Source organism: Flavobacterium sp. HJ-32-4 (assembly GCF_022532105.1).
Classification (GTDB): domain Bacteria; phylum Bacteroidota; class Bacteroidia; order Flavobacteriales; family Flavobacteriaceae; genus Flavobacterium.
On the sequence record NZ_CP092832.1, the window covers coordinates 623,652 to 642,974 of the forward strand.

Here is a 19,323-nt window from a genome sequence, read left to right on the forward strand (position 1 = left end):
AGTTTGCAAACTGTACTCAGCACATCCGAAGTAGGACTTACGATTGACGACTTCACCCGCAACTCCAGTCGCGTACAGGTAACAGATACCCATTACACCCTTCCTTTGATTTACGATCGTGGTTACCTGGTCTGTCTGATCCGGAGCGTAGGCAGGGCCTGGCCTAATTACGAATTCAAAAGCTATTCCCTTTATCTGGACGCAATAAGCAATCCCGTATTTGTTTCCGATTGGCCAGAGGGCAATGTGTATGAGATAACTAGTGGGTTTGAAGGCAAAAAAAACTGGCAGTTTACCGCTTCATATGCTGAAAATGGAAAGAAAAAAGAAGTAGTCTCCTTCTTCGACGGTTCGCTTCGAAACAGACAAACCGTCACAAAAACAAACACAAATAATGAGACTATAGTTGGAGAGGTTATATACGACAATGAGGGCCGGCCGGCCGTGGAGGTTCTGCCTGTTCCAACCGGCACGAACCGGTTTAAGTACTACGAAAGGTTTAATCGCATTTTACAGGGAGAATCGTATTCCTATCAGGACTTTGTATCTCCATCAAGCTGCACCCCGATTGTAACACCGATGTCAAATGCCTCTGGGGCAAGCAACTATTACTCCGGTCAAAATGCAATTACCGACGGGCCGCTGACGGGCTTCATCCCAAATGCGGAGGGCATTCCGTTTACACAAACCCAATATACCGCTGATAATACAGGTCGCATTGCCAGAAAAAGCGGCGTCGGCCCCACACACCAGTTGGGAAGTGGGCACGAAATGAAGTACTACTATGGAATACCCGATAAATCCGAACTAGATCGTCTGTTTGGCTACAGCGTAGGCAATGTTTCCCATTATAAGAAAAATGTCGTGATCGATCCAAACGGGCAAGTTAGTGTGTCCTATCTCGACCCGAAAGGGAATGTAATTGCAACCGCCCTGAGTGACGAAAACCCGGCAAATCTCAGTGGCCTCGTGCCTGATGAAACGGCACCTAGTACACCAATTACCTTGGATCTACTTGGCAAAGCTAATCCTGAGGCGATGGATACCGTACTCGATAACAACGAAAGGACGTCATCGGGTGCTTTTGGTATGCTGGACGATGGTTTACGCTATTCTGGACAGAAAATATTTACTAGCCAAAGCAACTACACTTTTAACTACAGCATCTCAAATACGCCACTCATATATAGCTGTGATGGGAAATTCAACTACAGCTATCCTATGGTGTACAAACTGGAAGAGTCTGTTACAGACGCATGTGGGAATAGTATGCTCTCGGTCAGCCAAACGATTGGAAGTACCATTCCTAATTCCAATACCTCCACAACGCTGTCGAATTCCAACGTTCGGGAATTACAACCGGGTTCCTACCAAGTCACGAAAACGCTGACCGTCGATCCCGTAACGCTTGAGTCCTTTGCTAACGATTATATCGCCCGCGGATTGGAAAGCGGCTGCATCCTTCCCGAACAGTATCCCGCCGCTCCCCTGGACTGTTATGAAACCTGCGAACAATGTGCAGCGCACTACACAGGACTCACGTATCTGAATTTCCCTCCGGGAAGAGTGTCATATCAGGAAATGATGCTGGCGTCGGACTCAACCTATTTAATGGCTGATCCTCCATTAGACGCTGATGCGATTGCGCTTATAAAAGACCGATATGGAAGGGAATATGACCTGTTGGTCGCCACTTGTTGGATGCCATGTGATGGAGACCCAGCAACAGGACCTCCTGCGCCCGGAGATGGTGATCTCGTTTCCGACACTTGTGCAATAAGCCTGAAAGCGCTGATGCAAGACATGATGCCAACCGGTCAATACGGTGTTGCCGGTATTGATGTAGATGAGGAGGACTTCAGTTTTGTGCTGGGTTCTGCTGATACCGTCGACGAATACATCGGAAACCTGAAGATGTCTGTTTACAACGAACAAAATCAAATATTCAGAGGATATCCTGACCCTCTCTATCCCGATAATCCAGACTGGAGGCACCCCAATTTCTATGATGCTGATGGTATCCTCGGCGCCAATCCGACCTATGCGGCCCGCGCCCACTACTTCGATGAAAACGGCCATATCGATTATACAGAAGTTAAATGGTCCGATGAAGAAAGTACATTTACACCTCCACTGAAAGATGGCTATAATACGCCCGCACAGTTGGATGCATTACCCGATGAAATAGCCTTCAAAGTCAAAGACGGGGTTTACAAGATTGAACCGCAATACCTGGCGGATGTAAAGGATTTCATTCGTATTATCCCAGACCACGATACCTGGACGCAGTCATTGGTACGATATCATCCGGAGTTCCTCTATATGGACTATATCTACAAAACGTGCTCCATGGTAAACACCGTGACACTTCAGCCAAACGGACACCAGTATACGTTCAATCCCGATGGTTTTGACACATTCCTTAATTCCGTCGACACGTATGAAGACGCGGTAAACAAAGGCCTTTTGGCTGATGCGCTTACCCTTTTTAATAACGACCCTTACTTCAACAATCACCATCCTTATGATGGCGTATCCCAGGATCCTGGAATGATACCGACGGTCGCAAACGCCGACCAATGGTATAACATCAAGCGGGCTATTATGTTTTATGCACTGAATCCAAATGGCTCTTATACCATGCAGGGTAGCACATCAAGCGGCGACGCCTATACTAACAGCAATCAAGGAGGATTTGAAGGATCCGATAAGAGCCTTTCCAATTATGCGTACCATGGCGTAAAATGTACGGGTATAGACGGCGGGTGCGTTGGGGGAAGTGACGATTTCGGGACGCTCTTAGGCTATATGCAGACCAACCTCACAGATGTAGAACGCAACGAATGGTGGAAGCGCTACAGCGCATATTACCAGAGCCTGAAACAAAAAATACAATCGTCATTCGTGAACGCGGTTGCAGCTCGAAAAGGCTTCTTTGGCGATTGTATCGGCCGCAGCAACGGGGGCGAAAAAACCCGCCGGATTTACAATATCGTCAAGAAATATGCAAACCAACGGGAAGTAATCAAAACCTGGATACAGGACCAGCAAATACCTGACCATCGGCTTAAGACAGAAAATGGCCAGTTTGTGAAAAAATTTTCGCGCCGCTTCCCTCCATATGATGCTAAATATGATTCAGATTCATCTGAGGACGAAATCTTTGAAAATGGCTTGGCTGAAGGCAATTATCAGTATTTGAGCGAAACGGGGAATTGTCCTATCATGCAAGATATTTCTGCTTTCCTCGAGGGTATTTCAAAAGAGAAAACGGCGAACGGCACGCCGAAATATATGAATGGTACAACGCCTTTGTACTTCAACCCCCCGTATTTTTCGGAAACGCTGTTCAAAGCAATCGGCGGTGTACTGGATACGACTTTCATAATGGGCGAACCTAAATTGGGCACCACTGTCATTTCACCCTACGTTTTGAAACTCGAAGTGTTAAGAACGAATAACCCCATGAGTCCGTTTAATCTGACCATCCCATCATCCGCTTCTTTCCCCGCTGACACTACGGCCCAACTCGGCGTACTAAACATGACGTGGAATAACTACGGATTCTCCGGTAACACCTGGAAGATTACCGAGATCCGCAACATCGGATACGTATCGGGCCCCGTAAACGGTATCTATACATTCCAGTTTGCGGTGCGCGTACACCGTAACAACGACCCCAATAGCTATTCCTTCAAGGAAATGCTATTTACAGGTACTACCGGCGCAAAGCTGACGTGCAGCACCGATCCGGGCGTTGCCGTATCGGAAGGGTCTATCTATGTACCCTATGCCGATAATGACTGCCACAAAAAAGAAGATTTCGAAATCTCCCTGGCCAACCTGATCAATGCCCTCATACAGTCGGGGCAGGTGAATAGTACGACGCCCGTCGACCTTATTAATTTACCAGCTTACACGGAAGGTTTCCTGCCCGAATACTATCATTTAGGAGGTGTGCCTCAGGTCAAGTGGCTCCATATTCCGGCGTACGATACTTACGAATTTAGAGCTGGTGCGGTCGGTTCGTCTGGCAGCTATTTTTCAATGACTGTCGATTTCGGGACGATATCAAACGATTATTCAATTGAGTATCTATCGGTTGGGGAGCCTGATGCCTCTGGAGGCAACAAAATCCATTTCAAGAAAATATATGAGCCTACCGGCGCTGAAACGATAATTGACGGAGTCATAAAAGGAGAAATGTGGGCTAATACCAACAGCATTATGGATTTTGCCTGTTGCGACGACGGAACGAAACGACTGCTTGAGCTCTTTAAAATCGTTTTCAATCAAGGCCTTGATACATATGTCGCTGCAGTCCAGGGCAATCCGGTTCCGGCACCTATAGTAACGCCGGAAGTTCTCGAGTTTGCACATAATCTGGACATAAATATAGGTGGCCCGAATTTCGGCCTATGGATGGCAGATGCAAATGCTGTAAACTATAGTTATTGGAACGCGTTTCAGACCAACGTACCTTACATCTTTACACCCACAACTGATGTTTGGTTCGCTATCGGCGATCAGTCGCCTAACTTATGTGTGTTTGGAAACTCTTGGAACTACGCCGATCTTTTTACCACGTCGATAGTCAATGGCGTAAGAGTTGCACAGGTTATTCCAGTCACATATGAATTTTTCAATTCAGACAACAATCTTCCCGCCGCCGCTTTTGTGATGACGGATGGGAGTGTCTTCGCGTTCAAGCTTCCCAACTGCCTGTTTCGTCCACAACGAACCTGCGACTGCCAACCACAGCCTATTGCCCCAGTTGACTGTTCGGCCGCCTATCAGCAATACGCCAGCCTGATACAGTCATTACCGAATTATGCCACTGCCAATAATCCGATGACCGAAGAGGATTTCTGCAGCCACAACTACCACTATGTCATTGCCGGTTACTCGTACTATCTCTCGTCGTTTAACCTGACCGCCACATCATTTGAAAGTACTAACTATATTTCGTTAACGGAGTTTGCCAGCTCCGCGTTTGGCTACGGCTATCCGAACTATAACACGCAGATTGACCTGTTCAAGTCGTATCTTGGTGGTTCCAACCTTTACTATAAGGGTCCTGATGGCCATTTCGTTACTGCAAACGAGCGTATATCCGGCATCGACTACAACCTTGTTGACACCTGGAGGGAATATGCCGAGTGGGTCGTCAGCCGCGATCAAATCTGTTTACCCAGGGCATTGCCGTCAGCACCTGTGAAGAACCTGATCCCGTCTGATCCTTGTATCAGCTTTACAACAAGTGTGTACGACGCGTACAATCACGATGCCTATAATGCCTATATCCAAAAGAAAAAAGACGACTTTAAAAAGGCGTATTTGGAAAAGGCCCTGAAAGCTGTCGAACAATTTACTGTATCGTACCCCGACAAGGAATACCAATACACGCTGTACTACTACGACCAGGCGGGCAACCTGATCCAGACGGTGGCTCCGGAGGGCGTCAGCCGCCTGAACATGACTACTTCATTGTCAACACAGATAGCCACAGCAAGGGCGCAGAATATAACGACGTCTACGGAAAACACCAGCCTACTGCCTTCCCATAGATTCAAAACCCAGTACCGATACAATTCCTTAAATCAACTCGTGTGGCAGTCGACCCCAGATGGCGGGGAAACACGCTTCGCCTATGACAAACTTGGTCGTATCATTGCCTCTCAGAATGCCAACCAAACCCAGGAAGTGCCTGAATTGTTTAGTCTCCTCATAGGAGCTCCCACTATTTCTAAAACAGCCGACAATGTTTTGGTAAAGGCCGGAAACAATTTGTGGGCGGACCAACACAGCAGTTCACCCATACTGCCGGCCGGCGTGAAGGGGTATGTAGAGTTCACCGTGCGTGAGTTGGCTAATAATCCCAATGCCTCCGTTAACCTTATGGTCGGATTCTCAATAAATAACCTGTCAAATCCCACCTCAATGCGGTACGCGTTTAGCGTCACCTCACTGACAGATGTCAAATATGTTTTAAATAATGTCCAGTATGCATTCCCTACTTCTATTACATTGAAAGACGGTGACATTCTTCGGGTTGAACGTAGTAGTAGCAACCAAATGCGCTGGCTCGTAAATGATGTAGTCGTCCACTCTATCGCGGATCCGACACCTAACCAACCGTTAATAGTTGATACGGCAATGTATACTCCTACCAGTCGTATCGAAAATCTAAAAGCAGCTCGTTTCGACAAAGGAAACCTCTTTGCTTACAGCAAATATGATAATTTGGGCCGCGTTGTCGAATCCGGAGGGATGACACTCGCTTCCAACTATTTTGTCGATGACAACGGTCGCCTGTCAGACAGAGCGACCAACCAACCTGTGACGATCAACCCTGAGACGTATCCGTATGCTTTCTCACCTACTACGACTGAAGTCACGAAGACATACTACAGTGATTATCCCCTTAATCCAGACGCCTATCTTACACCCAAACCGACGCGTAATTCCCAAAACAGGGTGACGGCAATACTGACATTTAAAGAGAATACACTGTCTACGCCTGTCACAAACCATGAAACGGCTATTCTCTACGATTACGATATACATGGAAACGTAAGTGAGATGGCACAGCACTTGAGTGCTGACGTGTCGTATATGCAAATGACGAAAAAGGTAGAGTATGAGTATGACCTGATAAGTGGGAACGTAAATAAGGTGACCTATCAAAAGAACCAAACCGACCAGTTTATACATCGCTATGAATATGATGCTGATAACCGTATCAGCTCTGTCGAAACGTCGAAAGATGGCGTCATCTGGGAGCGTGATGCAGCTTATAAGTACTATGATCACGGACCTTTGGCACGCGTTGCTTTGGGTGACAAACAGGTACAGGGAATCGACTATGCCTATACCCTCCAAGGCTGGCTGAAAGTGGTAAACTCGGAAAACACCGCAAACTTGCATTCCGACATGGGACAGGATGGGGATGTCGTATCGAAAGACGTATTCGGCTATTCGCTGGGTTATTTCGACAACGATTACCAACCGATTGCGCCGGGGAATATCACACCCCTTTCCGTCTCCCCAACGTCGCCAGGCTCAGCCGACCTCTTTAACGGCAATATCAAGCGTATGATAACCACGTTACGCTATGCAAGCGATGAAAAACAAATTCCTATTCAGTCAAACCGCTACCAATATGACCAGTTAAACAGGCTGATCAGAATGGAAGGATTCCGGATCGGTGATACGGGCGAGCCTGCACCTGACTACACCAGTATGTATAGCTACGATCGAAACGGCAATATAAAAACATTGCAGGCAATGGCGCCCAACAATACGCAGAGTATTGTGGCAATGGACAATCTCACATATCAATACCAGCCAAATAAAAATAAGCTAGAATATGTTTCCGACGCGATTGGTGCCGGCGTATTCGGATCAACTGGTATTGATAAAGACATCGACAACCAAACGGCTGGCAACTACACCTATGACGCGATTGGCCAGCTCAAATCAGACCAGGCCGAGGGAATTACGAATATCGAGTGGCGTTTAGACGGCAAGGTTAAAAAAATCGAAAAAACGAATGGTGTAGACCTCATGTTCTTTTATGATGGCCTCGGCAATCGTGTGAGTAAATTCGTTATGGGTGACGCCAAAGATTTTACGGTATATAGCCGCGATGCGCAGGGCAACACCCTTGCGGTATACAAAAATAGTAGTAGTTCGCCGTCCCGTCTGCTCGAACATCATCTATATGGCAGCAGCCGACTGGGGATCCAGCAGTACGAGGGGCCTCCCGGGAATCCCGGGTCAGCAATTTACGGACGTATCGTGGGAGATAAACGATACGAACTTTCCAATCATCTGGGCAACGTGCTGTCGACCATAACCGACCGTAAAACGGTTAGCAATGAACAGAAAAGGACGGTATTCGATAACTTCTTCAACGCCACACCCTGGGCCGCGTTCAATAGCCCTGTCAGCACCAGCCTTGAGAATGGAGTTCAGGTGATCCAGGTCAGCCAATCCTATTCGGGCGCGTCTGACTCATTCCCACTTGATGCGGGAACGCCATACGTATTCCAGCTTCAGGTAAACCGGGGCGACCTGCCGGCCACTGTCGCTGCGCGGCTTAGCCTTCATGATCTGACGGGTGACATTCTCGCAACTACTACGTCTGTTTTGGACGGCGTTGTCTATCTGCGGTTCACGCCCACGCTTACAGACACCTATTCGCTTTCCATCACGTGTGACAACCTGACAGGTGGCTCCTACCAGTTTTCAATCGACAACTTTGCTGCGTGGAAGGAGGAAATCCAGCTTACGACCGACTTTATCGCTAACTTCGTACCCGATGTGGTTAGCACCAATGATTACTATCCTTTCGGGATGCTGGTGCCCAATCGACATGAAAGTACCGATGGGTCGTATCGATACGGGTTTAATGGGAAGGAGAAGGATGATGAGTTGAAGGGGGAGGGGAACAGTTATGATTATGGAGCGAGGATGTATGATTCGAGACTGGGGAGATGGTTTTCGACGGATCCGTTAACTGATAGTTTCCCTTTCGAATCGCCATATGGGTTTGCGGGTCAAAACCCCATTGTTTATAATGATCCAGATGGGGAAGCCAAGTATCTAACTATAAACATACTGGATGAAACAACTGGGCTTAGGACACAAATTAGAGTCTGTGTTGATGAGGACGCCCTAGCAAAAGTCAGACGGGATGTTGGGCCGAAAGGACACGCGGAGTACGTTTATGATTGGTATGATATAAATGTGACGCAGAATATCGTTAGGAAAAAGGATGGGACTTTTGTCTTAAACGGTACTACAAATGAGAGTTTGGGAAGTAAAAGAACCACTACTCTTTGGGACTGGGGAGAGTCTTATGCAAATGGGCAAGCTCAACTTGGTGATTTTTTGACACAGGAGGAATCTCCTTCAAAGTGGGAAGGGGGAATCGCCTGGTACAGCAAAACTGGCCAAGGCGAAGAAGAAAGAATTGGAAAAAGAGAAAATGTCAAGTTTGAAAATGGCGACGAAATGCTGGAATTGTTATCTACTTTTAAGACGTTTGGTCGACCTGGAATAAAAACGCCCTTTCCTACAACGATCGATGGAAAATTGGGAGTAAAGTCAACTGAGGCTATCAAAAAAGTTTACGACAAAGCAAAACAACTTGCCGAGGAAGTTGAGAAATTTTCTAAGATATACGACAATGGTATTAAAACAATAGATACAGCAGAAAAGGCGATACCTGAAGAGACTGCGAGTCCTAAGGTTCTACCCGACTCAATAGATCGCCATTATTATGAGAATCCCGATCATAGTCATAGTAGAACTGAAAGAATTGCAAACCCAGATAAAAAAAAGAAATAAATTGAAGAAAGCAAAAAGTTTGTTTGTAGCGATATTAGCCTGCTTGACTGCCTCTTCGTGTCAGAGAAATGAGGATAACCCTAAACTTATCAAATCTTACCCCAAAGAAAATAAAATAGCCGAATTTGGTTATTTGCTCAAGGGAAATGACACTATCATCGACGGCGAAGCGGTGTATTACAGCCTGGATAAGAAAACTATCTTAGGTAGAGCTTTCTATAAAAATGGTCTTTTAAATGGAATTTACACGGGGTATTACGGAAACGGAAAAATTGAACAGATTGTGAATTACCGGAATGATACAATTATTGGAGATAGAATACATAATTACACAAACGGAAGTATAGAACGTTACATTTTATATGATGAGTCGGGTAGAGCGGCTTTTCTGATTAAGTTCGACAGTAAGGGAAACGTTATAGACTATCAAGGCCACCCCATTGTCGATGTTGAAAATGTTGGACTTAAAAAGTTAGATTCTTTAGAAATAGGTGACTCACTAAAGTATAGTTATTATTTGGCGAACATTCCCGCTTCAAAATATCTATTCACGGTAAGGTCTCTAAGATCGGATAAAAGTAAAAATCATCGAGAAATATCGTCCAGAAAACAGTGTCGTATAACCGTGAAGGAGAAAATTCTAGTAAGAGGAGAAAATTCTATCATCGCAAAAGTGAAGTTCGAATTTTCTGATCTAAATAAAACCACTATATCTGATTCATTAAGATTTGACTACTATGTGAGATAATGGCTCTCTTACGCGGCCGCGAACGTCTTCCGCCTTTCCGCTATCATAAAACCGTCTTTTCCGGTCAAATCAGAAGACTCTATAGTCCAGTTTGCAATCTTGCAAGCCACTGCAAGAATTCGTACTTTAAGTGTTTAACCAACCGTGAAAAAAACCACCGCGCTTCTTCCGTTATTCACCCAATTCATCCGCGATTCCGAAACTGGGAAGCGGCTGAAGAAAAATGGCGAGAAGATCCGTCCGCAGTCTATCGACAATTATCGCTATGTACACCAAAACCTGGTGAAATTTTCGACTGAAACCGGCTTTGTGTTGCTTGTGTCGGATGCGTCTAAACTTAACGCGCGCGAATACCAGGTGGAGAAGAATTATTGGAAGAAGTTTTACCGCAACTTCACTAACTTCCTATACAAGCAAGGCTGCCATGACAATTATGTGGGCGCCAACATAAAAGTGATCCGCACGTTTTTCACCTACCTTAAAACCGAGAAAAACCTCGACGCCGGTGATTTCCATAAAGCTTTTTATGTGCGGAAGGAAGAAATTCCTGTTCTCGTTTTGTCGCCGGAACAGTTGAAGTTTCTCATACATGACGACGCTTTCGCACGCCAATTGCTGCCATCGGAGCGGCGGGTGAAGGATGCATTTGTGTTTGGGTGTACTACCGGACTGCGTTTCTCAGATCTCTTCCTGCTTACCAACCAGAATTTTGAACCGACAACCGATGGCTACTACCTGAAACAGCGCTCTAAGAAAACCAAGACCTACACCCGTATCAAGTTGCCACCCTATGCCGCCGAAATTTATGAACGCTACCGCCTAAAAGAGGCAGCGGCCCCCGTCTTCGGTAGCATCAGCCTGTTTAACTTCAACAAGACACTGAAGCAAGTAGGCGCAAAAGCCGGCTTCATTCACCCGGTTGATGTGACAAGGGAAAAATTAGGCCGCGCCGTACGGCCCACCGCCAAAAAAGAAAGCGGCCGAAACCGCTTTTGTGACCAGATGAGCTCGCACATGATGCGCCGAACGGCCATTACTACCTTGCTGACCCTCGGCATGCCGGAGCACGCGGTTCGCAACCTCAGCGGACACAGCGCCAACAGCACCTCATTTCGCCGATACGTGCACTATGCGCAGGCGTATTTGGATGAGGAGATGGAAAGGGTGCATAAGCGGTTAGAGAGATAGGCAAAAGTTTCTCTGTTGGTGATCGCGCAAAGTCAGAGACTATTGCGCAACTTATCGTTTCATACCAGATGTTCCCGAGCGGGTGGCAGTATGGTTTTTCATGTTTAAGAGGGCACGTACGGGACGTCTGCGCCATAGGGGGGGTAGAGATGTAATTCAAATACGTATGTAGGAATCGCGCAAAGTCAGAGACTATTGCGCAGCTTATCGTTTCATAGCAAATGTCACTTAGATGGGCGAATGCTGGAGCCTATGGTGTATTCAAGAAGAGGCTCCGCTGTTGCAAGTGTGTCGCCGAATATTTGCCGTAATTCAATATCTTTTACATTTTATCTAAAATCGGTTGAATTGGCAAGTATAATCCGTCAACAGTATCCTTTTCCGTAAGAATTTTTCTTTTTTTCCCGACCATTGTTACCTCAATACTTCTAGTTAATACACCTCTGTCCTTAACGCAAAATTTGGAATCAACCGGAATTTTTACTTTCTTATCAATTTCGACTTCAACAATGACGCCGTTTTGACATAAATCCATCTTCCGAACTTTTCCAATTGTAACGCCCCGAGATTCAACAATCGACTCAATGTTCAAACCTTCAACATTATTGAATTTCACATACATTCTATATGTTTCTTGTCGCTGGGAGCAGGAATCGAGCAGCCAAAATATTGCGAGTAGAAACCCTATTTTTTGCATTAAGTTTCTATTATGTTTCATATTCCACTAGCTTTTCTTCTTGCCTTTTTCTTTTTTAGAAATATCCGTTGCTTTTTTCTTATCACCGAAGGGCAATTCAATTTGAAAATACAAAATTCCCTGATTAGTATAATACCTCAGTGTGAAACTGATTACAGTATCATATTTTACATTGGTATATGTATTGCCCTTCGCCTTTTCATATTTGAAGACATCGTGCCTAAAACGCACTATTAAATCAGCATTGCCATCTTTGATATCATTGTAAACTTTCCTGATTAACTCAGCACTTGTTTCGACTATTAAGCCTTGGAATTCTTTAAAGTCTTTGTTTTTTGCGAGTTCTTCGGTTAATTTCTGAAGTCCGTAGTCAATAACATTTCGTAACTTACCCGTAAGGTAATCACTTTTGAGGGCAGTTCTTATTTCTCTGGATGGATTGACACCTGTTTCAAATTCATTGGAGACTTCATCCAAAGTAATACTTGGACAGAGCCCCAATCCAATCCTTACTTTGTTCTTAATCTCTGAATTCATGTCTATGGCTCCTAAGACATTTACGCCATCGATTTGGTTTATCGCGAACCTACCTCTCTTAGTATTTATATCATACTCCATATAGCTGTAAAAATCTCGATTTAGGAAAAGAGACCTTACTCGTTCCAAACCTTCGAGTTCTCTGCCATCTATTAGCCTATTCTCACTAAAGCTATATGGAGAATTAGCTGGATATTTTGACCATAAAGGATCCACAGCAAAAAACCTCCCCAACCTTGGATCGTGCATCCTGTAGGTATAATTCAACGAATTACCTTCGCCCTTGATTTCATCATCCTTTTCCTGGCCCTGGAAGCCGTATCGATACGACCCATCGGTACTTTCATGTCGATTGGGCACCAGCATCCCGAAAGGATAGTAATCCAAAGCAGCGGACAGCCTTGTATGCAAAGAACGTAGCGCCGATAACGGCTTTTTAAAGATAGCACAAAAAGACGGAAACCGGTCAAAACAGCCCCGTTTTTTATTGCCATCCGTTCCCTCCCACCCAATTTTATATCGTCGTACAACTATTTTGAGCGTAACGCCAAAATCGTATATTGCACCTACACAATTCCGTCGGTTTTGAAGCGATTCCCTTTACTCCCGTTCCTGGCGCTGTTGCCGTTGGCGGCGCTGATGGCGTTCCACGATCCGTATACCCTCAAACGGATCACAGATGCCAACTTCCGCTATGAATTCTATACCACCACCCAATCGGTATCACCCAAAGAAGGTCGCGTATACTATTGGTTCAAAGGGGGCGCCATCCACTTTTCGGAAGCAGGTATGGCGGGCGAATTGCTTGATGGCCCCTACCGGCGTTCCTACCTCGACAACCAGATTGCCGAACAGGGCAGTTTCAAAGCCGGACTGCGCACCGGCACCTGGAAAACCTGGCACCGCAATGGCCTGCTCGAAACCCGCTCGAACTGGAAAGACGGGCGGCTGGAAAAAGACTACGCCCGTTATGACGCCCTCGGTAACCTCGTCGAAAAAGGCCACTACCGAAAAGGTCGCAAAGACGGCACCTGGATTGATGCCGCCCAAAATGATACCGTCGAATACCGCAAAGGCCGCGTTTACCATACACGCCCGAAGCTGACGAAGGAACAGAAAAAAGCCGCACGCGAAGAGAAAGAATGCCTGCGCGAAGAGGCTAAAAAGGCGAAAGCAGCCCGGAAGGAAGCCGCAAGGCAAAAACAAGCGCCCGGTCCGTCAGCCGCACCCGTAAAAGGAAAGACCCAGACAAAAGCGCAAACAAAGCCTGAACCGCAACCGGGTTTCTGGAAGCGGCTCTTCTCAAAAAAACCCAAAACCAACACCCATGGTAAAGGCCAATAGCCTGATCTATGCGGTATATGTGTGCCTGGTCATCGGCATATTGTGTGCCGGACTCTTGTTTGTATCCGATCTTTACAGCCGGCTCAACCTGCATTATAACAGCCTGGAATCGCTGTATATCGCCCACCGCTCGGCGGTGCACTACGCCCTCGGGCAGTTTCCCGATACCGAAACGACGATAGAAGGCACCGACGGCATTGCGTCACAATCCAGCATGCGTCCCTATGGGGTTTTCGATATTCTGAGCGTGCAATCGCATGACGCCCATGATTCGATTGCTTCCTGTTACCTCGCCGCTCCGATAAATCGCGATCCTACCTGCCTGTTCGTCAGCCGTATCAGCCGCTCTATCTCCTATTCCGGCGCGGTGCGGCTTATCGGAGAAAAATCGATCCCGGGCGGCGTGCTGACCATCAATTTCCTGTCCGGCGAAAAAACCACGCTGCAGTCAGAAGGGCCATCCCGTGAACAACAGTCGTTATTGCCTCCCTTTTCGGATCGGTTTGAAAAAGCCTTCCAAAACGCGAATTTCATTGGCGTCGGGCGCGGTGAACTGTCGCAGGGCGAAAACGGCGTCTACCATCGCTCATTCGCTGAACCCGGCGCCCAGCTGTCTACCCGTTCGTTAGACGGGATGGCACTGTCGGGTAATTTCCTGGTGACGGCTTCGGATACCCTGGTCGTGCCGCGCTCCTCGACACTCGACAACGTGATCCTGCGGGCACCGGTCATCCTTATCGAAGAAGGATTCAGGGGACGGCTACAGGCCTTTGCCACCAAAAGTCTGCTGGTGGGAAAAGACGTGGTACTTCGGTACCCTTCCGTTCTTTGCCTAAAGGCACCCGGAGCCGGGCTTTCAGAACTGGCGCTCGGTGAAAAGTCAAGGGTGGCGGGTCTCCTCGTTCTGTTCGGAAATGATGTCGGCAATATCCCGCAACATAAATTGCACATTGATCCGGAGGCGGTGGTAACAGGCGATGTTTACTGCAGCGGCAAGGTATCGATCAGGGGTAAGGTAAACGGCTCAGTATATGCAAACCGGATGTATTATGAAGATGGCGGAACTGCCAGCGAAAATGCGCTGGTAGGAACCTGGATCGATGTGTCGAAGCGCCCTGCCTTTTTTGTGTCCCCTAACTTATTTGAAACCAATAACAAACGGTATGGCATTGCGGGTCGTCTTGAATAAAGTTCGCGCCGGCTCATTGATCGAATCGGTGATGGCATTGGCCATTATCTCCGCCTGTCTTTTTATCGCGCTGGGTATTTACGGACAGGTATTCAGCAAACGCACCAGCGCGCGTTTCTACCTTACGTCGCAGCACATCCAACGCGACTATTTCCTGATGCAGGTGACGCCCGATTCTGTCACCTCAGGCCTTCCCCAAACCGAGTGGGTAAACGCCGGCTTGCGCGAATTCGTGGTCCCGCAAACCGATTCAACCGCCTTTGAAACGCGTTACTACATATGGGAACCCTGAGACACAAAACCGTGCCGGCCTTTTCGGTTTTTGAGGTCATCATCGCGCTGGTGGTGACAGCGATTGTCGTGAGCCTTGTCTTCGTGTTGTTTGACATCGTAGGCGGACGGCTCCGCGATCTGAAAACGGAGAATGAAAAAACGGCCGACCTTAACCGGCTCTGCTTCCTCCTGAACCGCGACGTATTCGATGCGACCTCGCTTCGGGTCTCCGATTCGGTTGCCACATTCGGATATGCCTCGGCCGATTCCGCACGCTACCGGGGAACGGATCGGTACCTCATCCGCGAACAACGGGGTTATGTAGATACCTTCCACCTCGCCTTCCGGGGCTTCCGGTCTGATACCCTGCGGAATGCCCAACGTACAACCTGCCTGCAACGCATCCGGATCCGGGCGGACATCAACGATAGAAAAGAAACACTTTCCTTTTTTCGGACCTTATTTCCTGATATACTTCTTAACCGCGACTCCCTATGAGCCTTGACCTATCCCAATACGAACGGATCCAGAAGGGACGTGAGGAGAAAAAAACCGGTTTCTCCTTTTCCAGTAAGAAACTGTCTGATAAAAAGAAAGAAATTCTGTATCGGGAGTTGGGACTTTTGCTCCGTTCCGGGGTAGATTTTCGAAAATCGCTTGAAATCCTGGGCCATCAGGCGGACAGCACATTGGAAAAAAAGGTGATTGAGGACATCCGGCTTAAAGTCGTACACGGAAAGCCCATATACGAAGCGATGCGTTCGTCGGGGCAGTTTTCGCCTTATGAATACTACAGCGTACAGATTGGAGAAGAGACACGAAAACTCGAACAGGTACTGACAGAACTACAAAAGTTCTTTACACGAAGGATCCAGATGAAGCGCCAGGTCATTTCGGTACTGACCTACCCTTCCATCGTATTGGCCGTAACGTTTGGCGTGCTCTACTTCATGCTGCATAAAGTCGTTCCGATGTTTAGCACGGTGTTCCGTCAATTTGGGAGCGAGCTACCCAAAAGCACCCGCATCATCCTGTCACTTTCCCAGCACAGCGGCTTGATTTTCGGCACATTTGGCGCAGTTATCATAGCGTTGGTGGTGGCGCACTACAGCCTGCGGAACCAGGAAAACTATCGGCGGATGACAGCGTCTGCCGTGCTCCGTATACCGTTCTTTGGGAAACTCATCCGCAAGATCTACCTGTCGCGTTTCTGCCAGTCTATGAATTTACTGCTTTCGTCCAGGACCACCCTGTTGAATTCGCTGACCCTTACGTCAAAAATGATTGGGTTTTATCCGGTAGAAAAGTCGATTGAGGCCGTGAAAGCGGATATTACGAAAGGCGCCACCTTATCGGAAGGACTCAGGAAGCATGCGGTGTATGAAAATCGGATGGTGGCGATGATTGAAGTAGCCGAACAAGTCAATGAACTCGACACCATGTTTGAGCGTCTGTCTGAACAGTATAACGACGACATCAACCACCAAACGAAAATGATTGGCGTTGTGCTTGAGCCCATGATTATCATATTTATCGGCGTGATCGTGGGCGTCATTATGATTTCGATGTATGCGCCGATGTTTGACCTGAGCAAAATTATACACCGATGAATTTAACAGTACATCGCGCTTTTTTATTAAGAGAATTTTAAAAAAAACACGTAATTAGTGACGTACAAATCATGCATCATGAGAAAGTTCTACAGACATCCGGCGAGGCGCAACCCAGCCTGGCGGGTACGGGCCTATTCTATGACTGAAATCCTTATCGTGTTGTGCATTATCGGCATCATCCTGCTTATGGTGTTGCCGAACCAGACATCGGTTATCAGCCAGGCTAAATCAATTGAGGCGCAGGCGATGCTGAACCAGGTATATGGTCTTGAGAAAAGTTATTTCTATCGCTATTCAAAGTACACGTCCAATTTGGAGGAACTGGGTTTTGAGCAAGAGCAAACCGTCGACCAGGGCGGCCAGGCGGTTTATAAAATTGAAATCGCAGAAGCCACCAACAACGGGTTCCTGGCACGAGCGACGTCTGTTTCTGACCTTGACGGTGACGGCGCGTTCAATACCTGGGAAATAGACGATAAGAAAATATTGACGGAAACGAATAAGGAATAAGGTGGGACTTTTGCTGGCCTGTTGCGTCATGGTAAGCCTTGCGCTCATGTTTTGGCAGGATATCCGATATCGCGAGATACATATCCTACTTCCTCCAGCGGTTTTTGCCTGCGCATTTGGTCTCGGCGGTAGCTGGCGTCAAGCCCTTGCGGGAATGGGTTTTTTTATGGTGGTATTCGGGACAATGACGGTTTATATGAGGGTACGGCAAAAAGAGTGGGTGAATCCGTTTCGGGCTTATTTTGGGCTCGGCGACTTCCTGTTTTTTCTCGCCGTGACGCCTTTTTTCAGCCTCCGGTCATACGTCCTGTTTTTCATTTGCTCGATGGTCTTTTCCCTTGCGATAGTAACCGTTTGGGGAGGGCAGCTGAAACAGAGTGTGCCGTTGGCCGGCCTGGCCGCGCTCTTTTTCGCAGGTGTCATAGCGGCTTCTTTCTTCTTTCCCATTGAGGGCTTAGCTTTTCAATTACGATGATTGAGCTAACTGTACATCCGAGGCACCGACACCTGATCAGCGGCGATCTGGCTAATCACTATCGTGTGATTCCTGCAGACGGGGACGAGCATTTCGTTCGGTTCTATATAGATGATGCCGCCGACCTGTCGTGTCGGGATGAACTTGAATTGCTATTAGGGAAGGAGGTAATCCTCGACCCTGTATCGGGCGGCTCGGTTGAAAAAGCCCTGTCATTGCATTATCGAAAAGACCGGGGTGACAGCATTCGGGCGTTCAGTGTCGGCGAAACTGACTTCCTTGAGGATCTTCTTACTGAGGCCCGCTCGCTCAAATGCAGTGACATCCACTTCGAAGCGTTCGAAAAAAGCGCCCGTATCCGGTTTCGAATAGACGGACAACTGCTAGAGCGCTACAAGATCGAGCCTGACCAATACCTTGAATTAGTGAACAAAGTCAAGATACGTTCTAAACTTAACATCACTGAGAAAAGGCTACCCCAGGACGGTCGTATTACAAACGATACTTTCGACATTCGTGTATCAATACTGCCTACGCTTTTCGGCGAAAAAATCGTTTTGCGTTTGCTCGGCCAGGACGCGTCTGCCATTGAGCTCGATACCCTCGGCTTTCGCCGGGAGGAACTCGACATCTACCTGGAAGGCGTTAAAAAACCTAATGGCATCATCCTCATCAGCGGCCCGACAGGATCCGGAAAAACCACAACGTTGTATGCCACACTGCGTCTGTTGAATGACGCGCGGCGGAATATTGTTACAGTCGAAGATCCTATTGAATATACACTTGCTGGCATCAACCAGGTACAGCTAAAAGAAGATATCGGCCTTACGTTTGCAGCCGCACTACGTTCTTTCCTGCGCCAGGATCCGGACATCATTATGCTGGGTGAAATACGGGATCCGGAAACAGCCCTCATGGCCATTCGGGCATCCCTTACAGGACACCTTGTATTGTCGACCATCCATACGAATTCTGCCACGGGTACGATTTCCCGACTCATCGATATGGGCATCCCTCCCTACCTGATTTCAGAGACGTTAAATCTCTCGGTAGCACAACGACTCGTTCGTAAACTTTGCGTGCACTGTCGGGAAGCGGTATCCACAGACGAGACCGATTTCCCGGATCACTTCTCTTTCCCTTTCCCGATTGATAAGCACTTTCAGGCAAAAGGGTGTAATGCCTGTTATCATACCGGATACAGTGGCAGGATAGCTATTTATGAACTGCTGCCGGTAGACCGAAAAGTAGCGGAGAAAATCAAGGCGGGACAGGTGACGGAACTCGTTACCGGAGAGTGGAAAGACCAGACCTTATCGTATAAAGCGTTCTCCCTTCTCGCTGAGGGTGTCACATCGCTTGAAGAAATTTATCCTATCCTTATAACCTATTAGC

The 19,323-nt window shown here is 47.4% G+C and carries 13 protein-coding genes; 11 read left to right on the top strand and 2 right to left on the bottom strand.

The genetic code is table 11. The features are described 5' to 3' along the window. Positions 1–105 precede the first annotated feature (105 nt). The 3 genes from MKO97_RS02390 to MKO97_RS02400 all read left to right on the top strand — a co-directional run bounded on the left by MKO97_RS02390 (position 106) and on the right by MKO97_RS02400 (position 11,290). Positions 106–9,354, top strand: a complete 9,249-nt coding sequence (locus MKO97_RS02390) for an RHS repeat-associated core domain-containing protein (protein WP_241104475.1) — start codon at positions 106–108, stop codon at positions 9,352–9,354. Between the two features lies 1 nt (position 9,355). After that, entirely contained in the window at positions 9,356–10,102 is a 747-nt protein-coding gene (locus MKO97_RS02395; RefSeq protein WP_241104476.1) for a toxin-antitoxin system YwqK family antitoxin, read from the top strand. 144 nt (positions 10,103–10,246) lie between these two features. After that, positions 10,247–11,290: a tyrosine-type recombinase/integrase gene (locus MKO97_RS02400; RefSeq protein WP_241104477.1), complete on the top strand. Its 1,044-nt coding sequence runs from the start codon at positions 10,247–10,249 to the stop codon at positions 11,288–11,290. 322 nt (positions 11,291–11,612) lie between these two features. Here MKO97_RS02400 and MKO97_RS02405 read toward each other — a convergent pair whose 3' ends face one another. Both MKO97_RS02405 and MKO97_RS02410 read right to left on the bottom strand, forming a co-directional pair. Next, positions 11,613–12,008, bottom strand: a complete 396-nt coding sequence (locus MKO97_RS02405; protein WP_241104478.1) for an MlaD family protein — start codon at positions 12,006–12,008, stop codon at positions 11,613–11,615. Positions 12,009–12,014: 6 nt separating this feature from the next. Then, on the bottom strand, positions 12,015–12,935 hold the full coding sequence (locus MKO97_RS02410) for an RHS repeat domain-containing protein (protein WP_371820419.1): 921 nt from the start codon (positions 12,933–12,935) through the stop codon (positions 12,015–12,017). Positions 12,936–13,109: 174 nt separating this feature from the next. Here MKO97_RS02410 and MKO97_RS02415 point away from each other — a divergent pair, with 174 nt between their 5' ends. The 8 genes from MKO97_RS02415 to MKO97_RS02450 all read left to right on the top strand — a co-directional run bounded on the left by MKO97_RS02415 (position 13,110) and on the right by MKO97_RS02450 (position 19,322). Then, positions 13,110–13,868, top strand: coding sequence for a toxin-antitoxin system YwqK family antitoxin (locus MKO97_RS02415; protein ID WP_241104480.1), 759 nt, complete (start codon positions 13,110–13,112; stop codon positions 13,866–13,868). Continuing rightward, positions 13,852–15,057 (top strand): polymer-forming cytoskeletal protein, encoded by a 1,206-nt coding sequence (locus tag MKO97_RS02420; RefSeq protein WP_241104481.1) that lies wholly within the window; start codon positions 13,852–13,854, stop codon positions 15,055–15,057. The genes MKO97_RS02415 and MKO97_RS02420 overlap by 17 nt, the downstream gene beginning before the upstream one ends. After that, a complete protein-coding gene (locus MKO97_RS02425; protein ID WP_241104482.1) occupies positions 15,032–15,349 on the top strand; it encodes a hypothetical protein in 318 nt (105 codons plus the stop codon). Before MKO97_RS02420 ends, MKO97_RS02425 begins: the two co-directional genes overlap by 26 nt. Beyond that, a complete protein-coding gene (locus MKO97_RS02430; RefSeq protein ID WP_241104483.1) occupies positions 15,337–15,828 on the top strand; it encodes a hypothetical protein in 492 nt (163 codons plus the stop codon). Before MKO97_RS02425 ends, MKO97_RS02430 begins: the two co-directional genes overlap by 13 nt. Beyond that, positions 15,825–16,940, top strand: a complete 1,116-nt coding sequence (locus MKO97_RS02435) for a type II secretion system F family protein (protein WP_241104484.1) — start codon at positions 15,825–15,827, stop codon at positions 16,938–16,940. Before MKO97_RS02430 ends, MKO97_RS02435 begins: the two co-directional genes overlap by 4 nt. Before the next feature lie 78 nt (positions 16,941–17,018). After that, positions 17,019–17,453: a type IV pilin protein gene (locus MKO97_RS02440; RefSeq protein WP_241104485.1), complete on the top strand. Its 435-nt coding sequence runs from the start codon at positions 17,019–17,021 to the stop codon at positions 17,451–17,453. Between the two features lie 196 nt (positions 17,454–17,649). Beyond that, positions 17,650–17,928, top strand: a complete 279-nt coding sequence (locus MKO97_RS02445; RefSeq protein WP_241104486.1) for a hypothetical protein — start codon at positions 17,650–17,652, stop codon at positions 17,926–17,928. 65 nt (positions 17,929–17,993) lie between these two features. Next, positions 17,994–19,322 carry a GspE/PulE family protein gene (locus MKO97_RS02450; protein ID WP_371820420.1) on the top strand — a complete coding sequence of 443 codons (1,329 nt, stop codon included), beginning with the start codon at positions 17,994–17,996 and terminating at the stop codon, positions 19,320–19,322. Position 19,323: the final 1 nt, after the last annotated feature.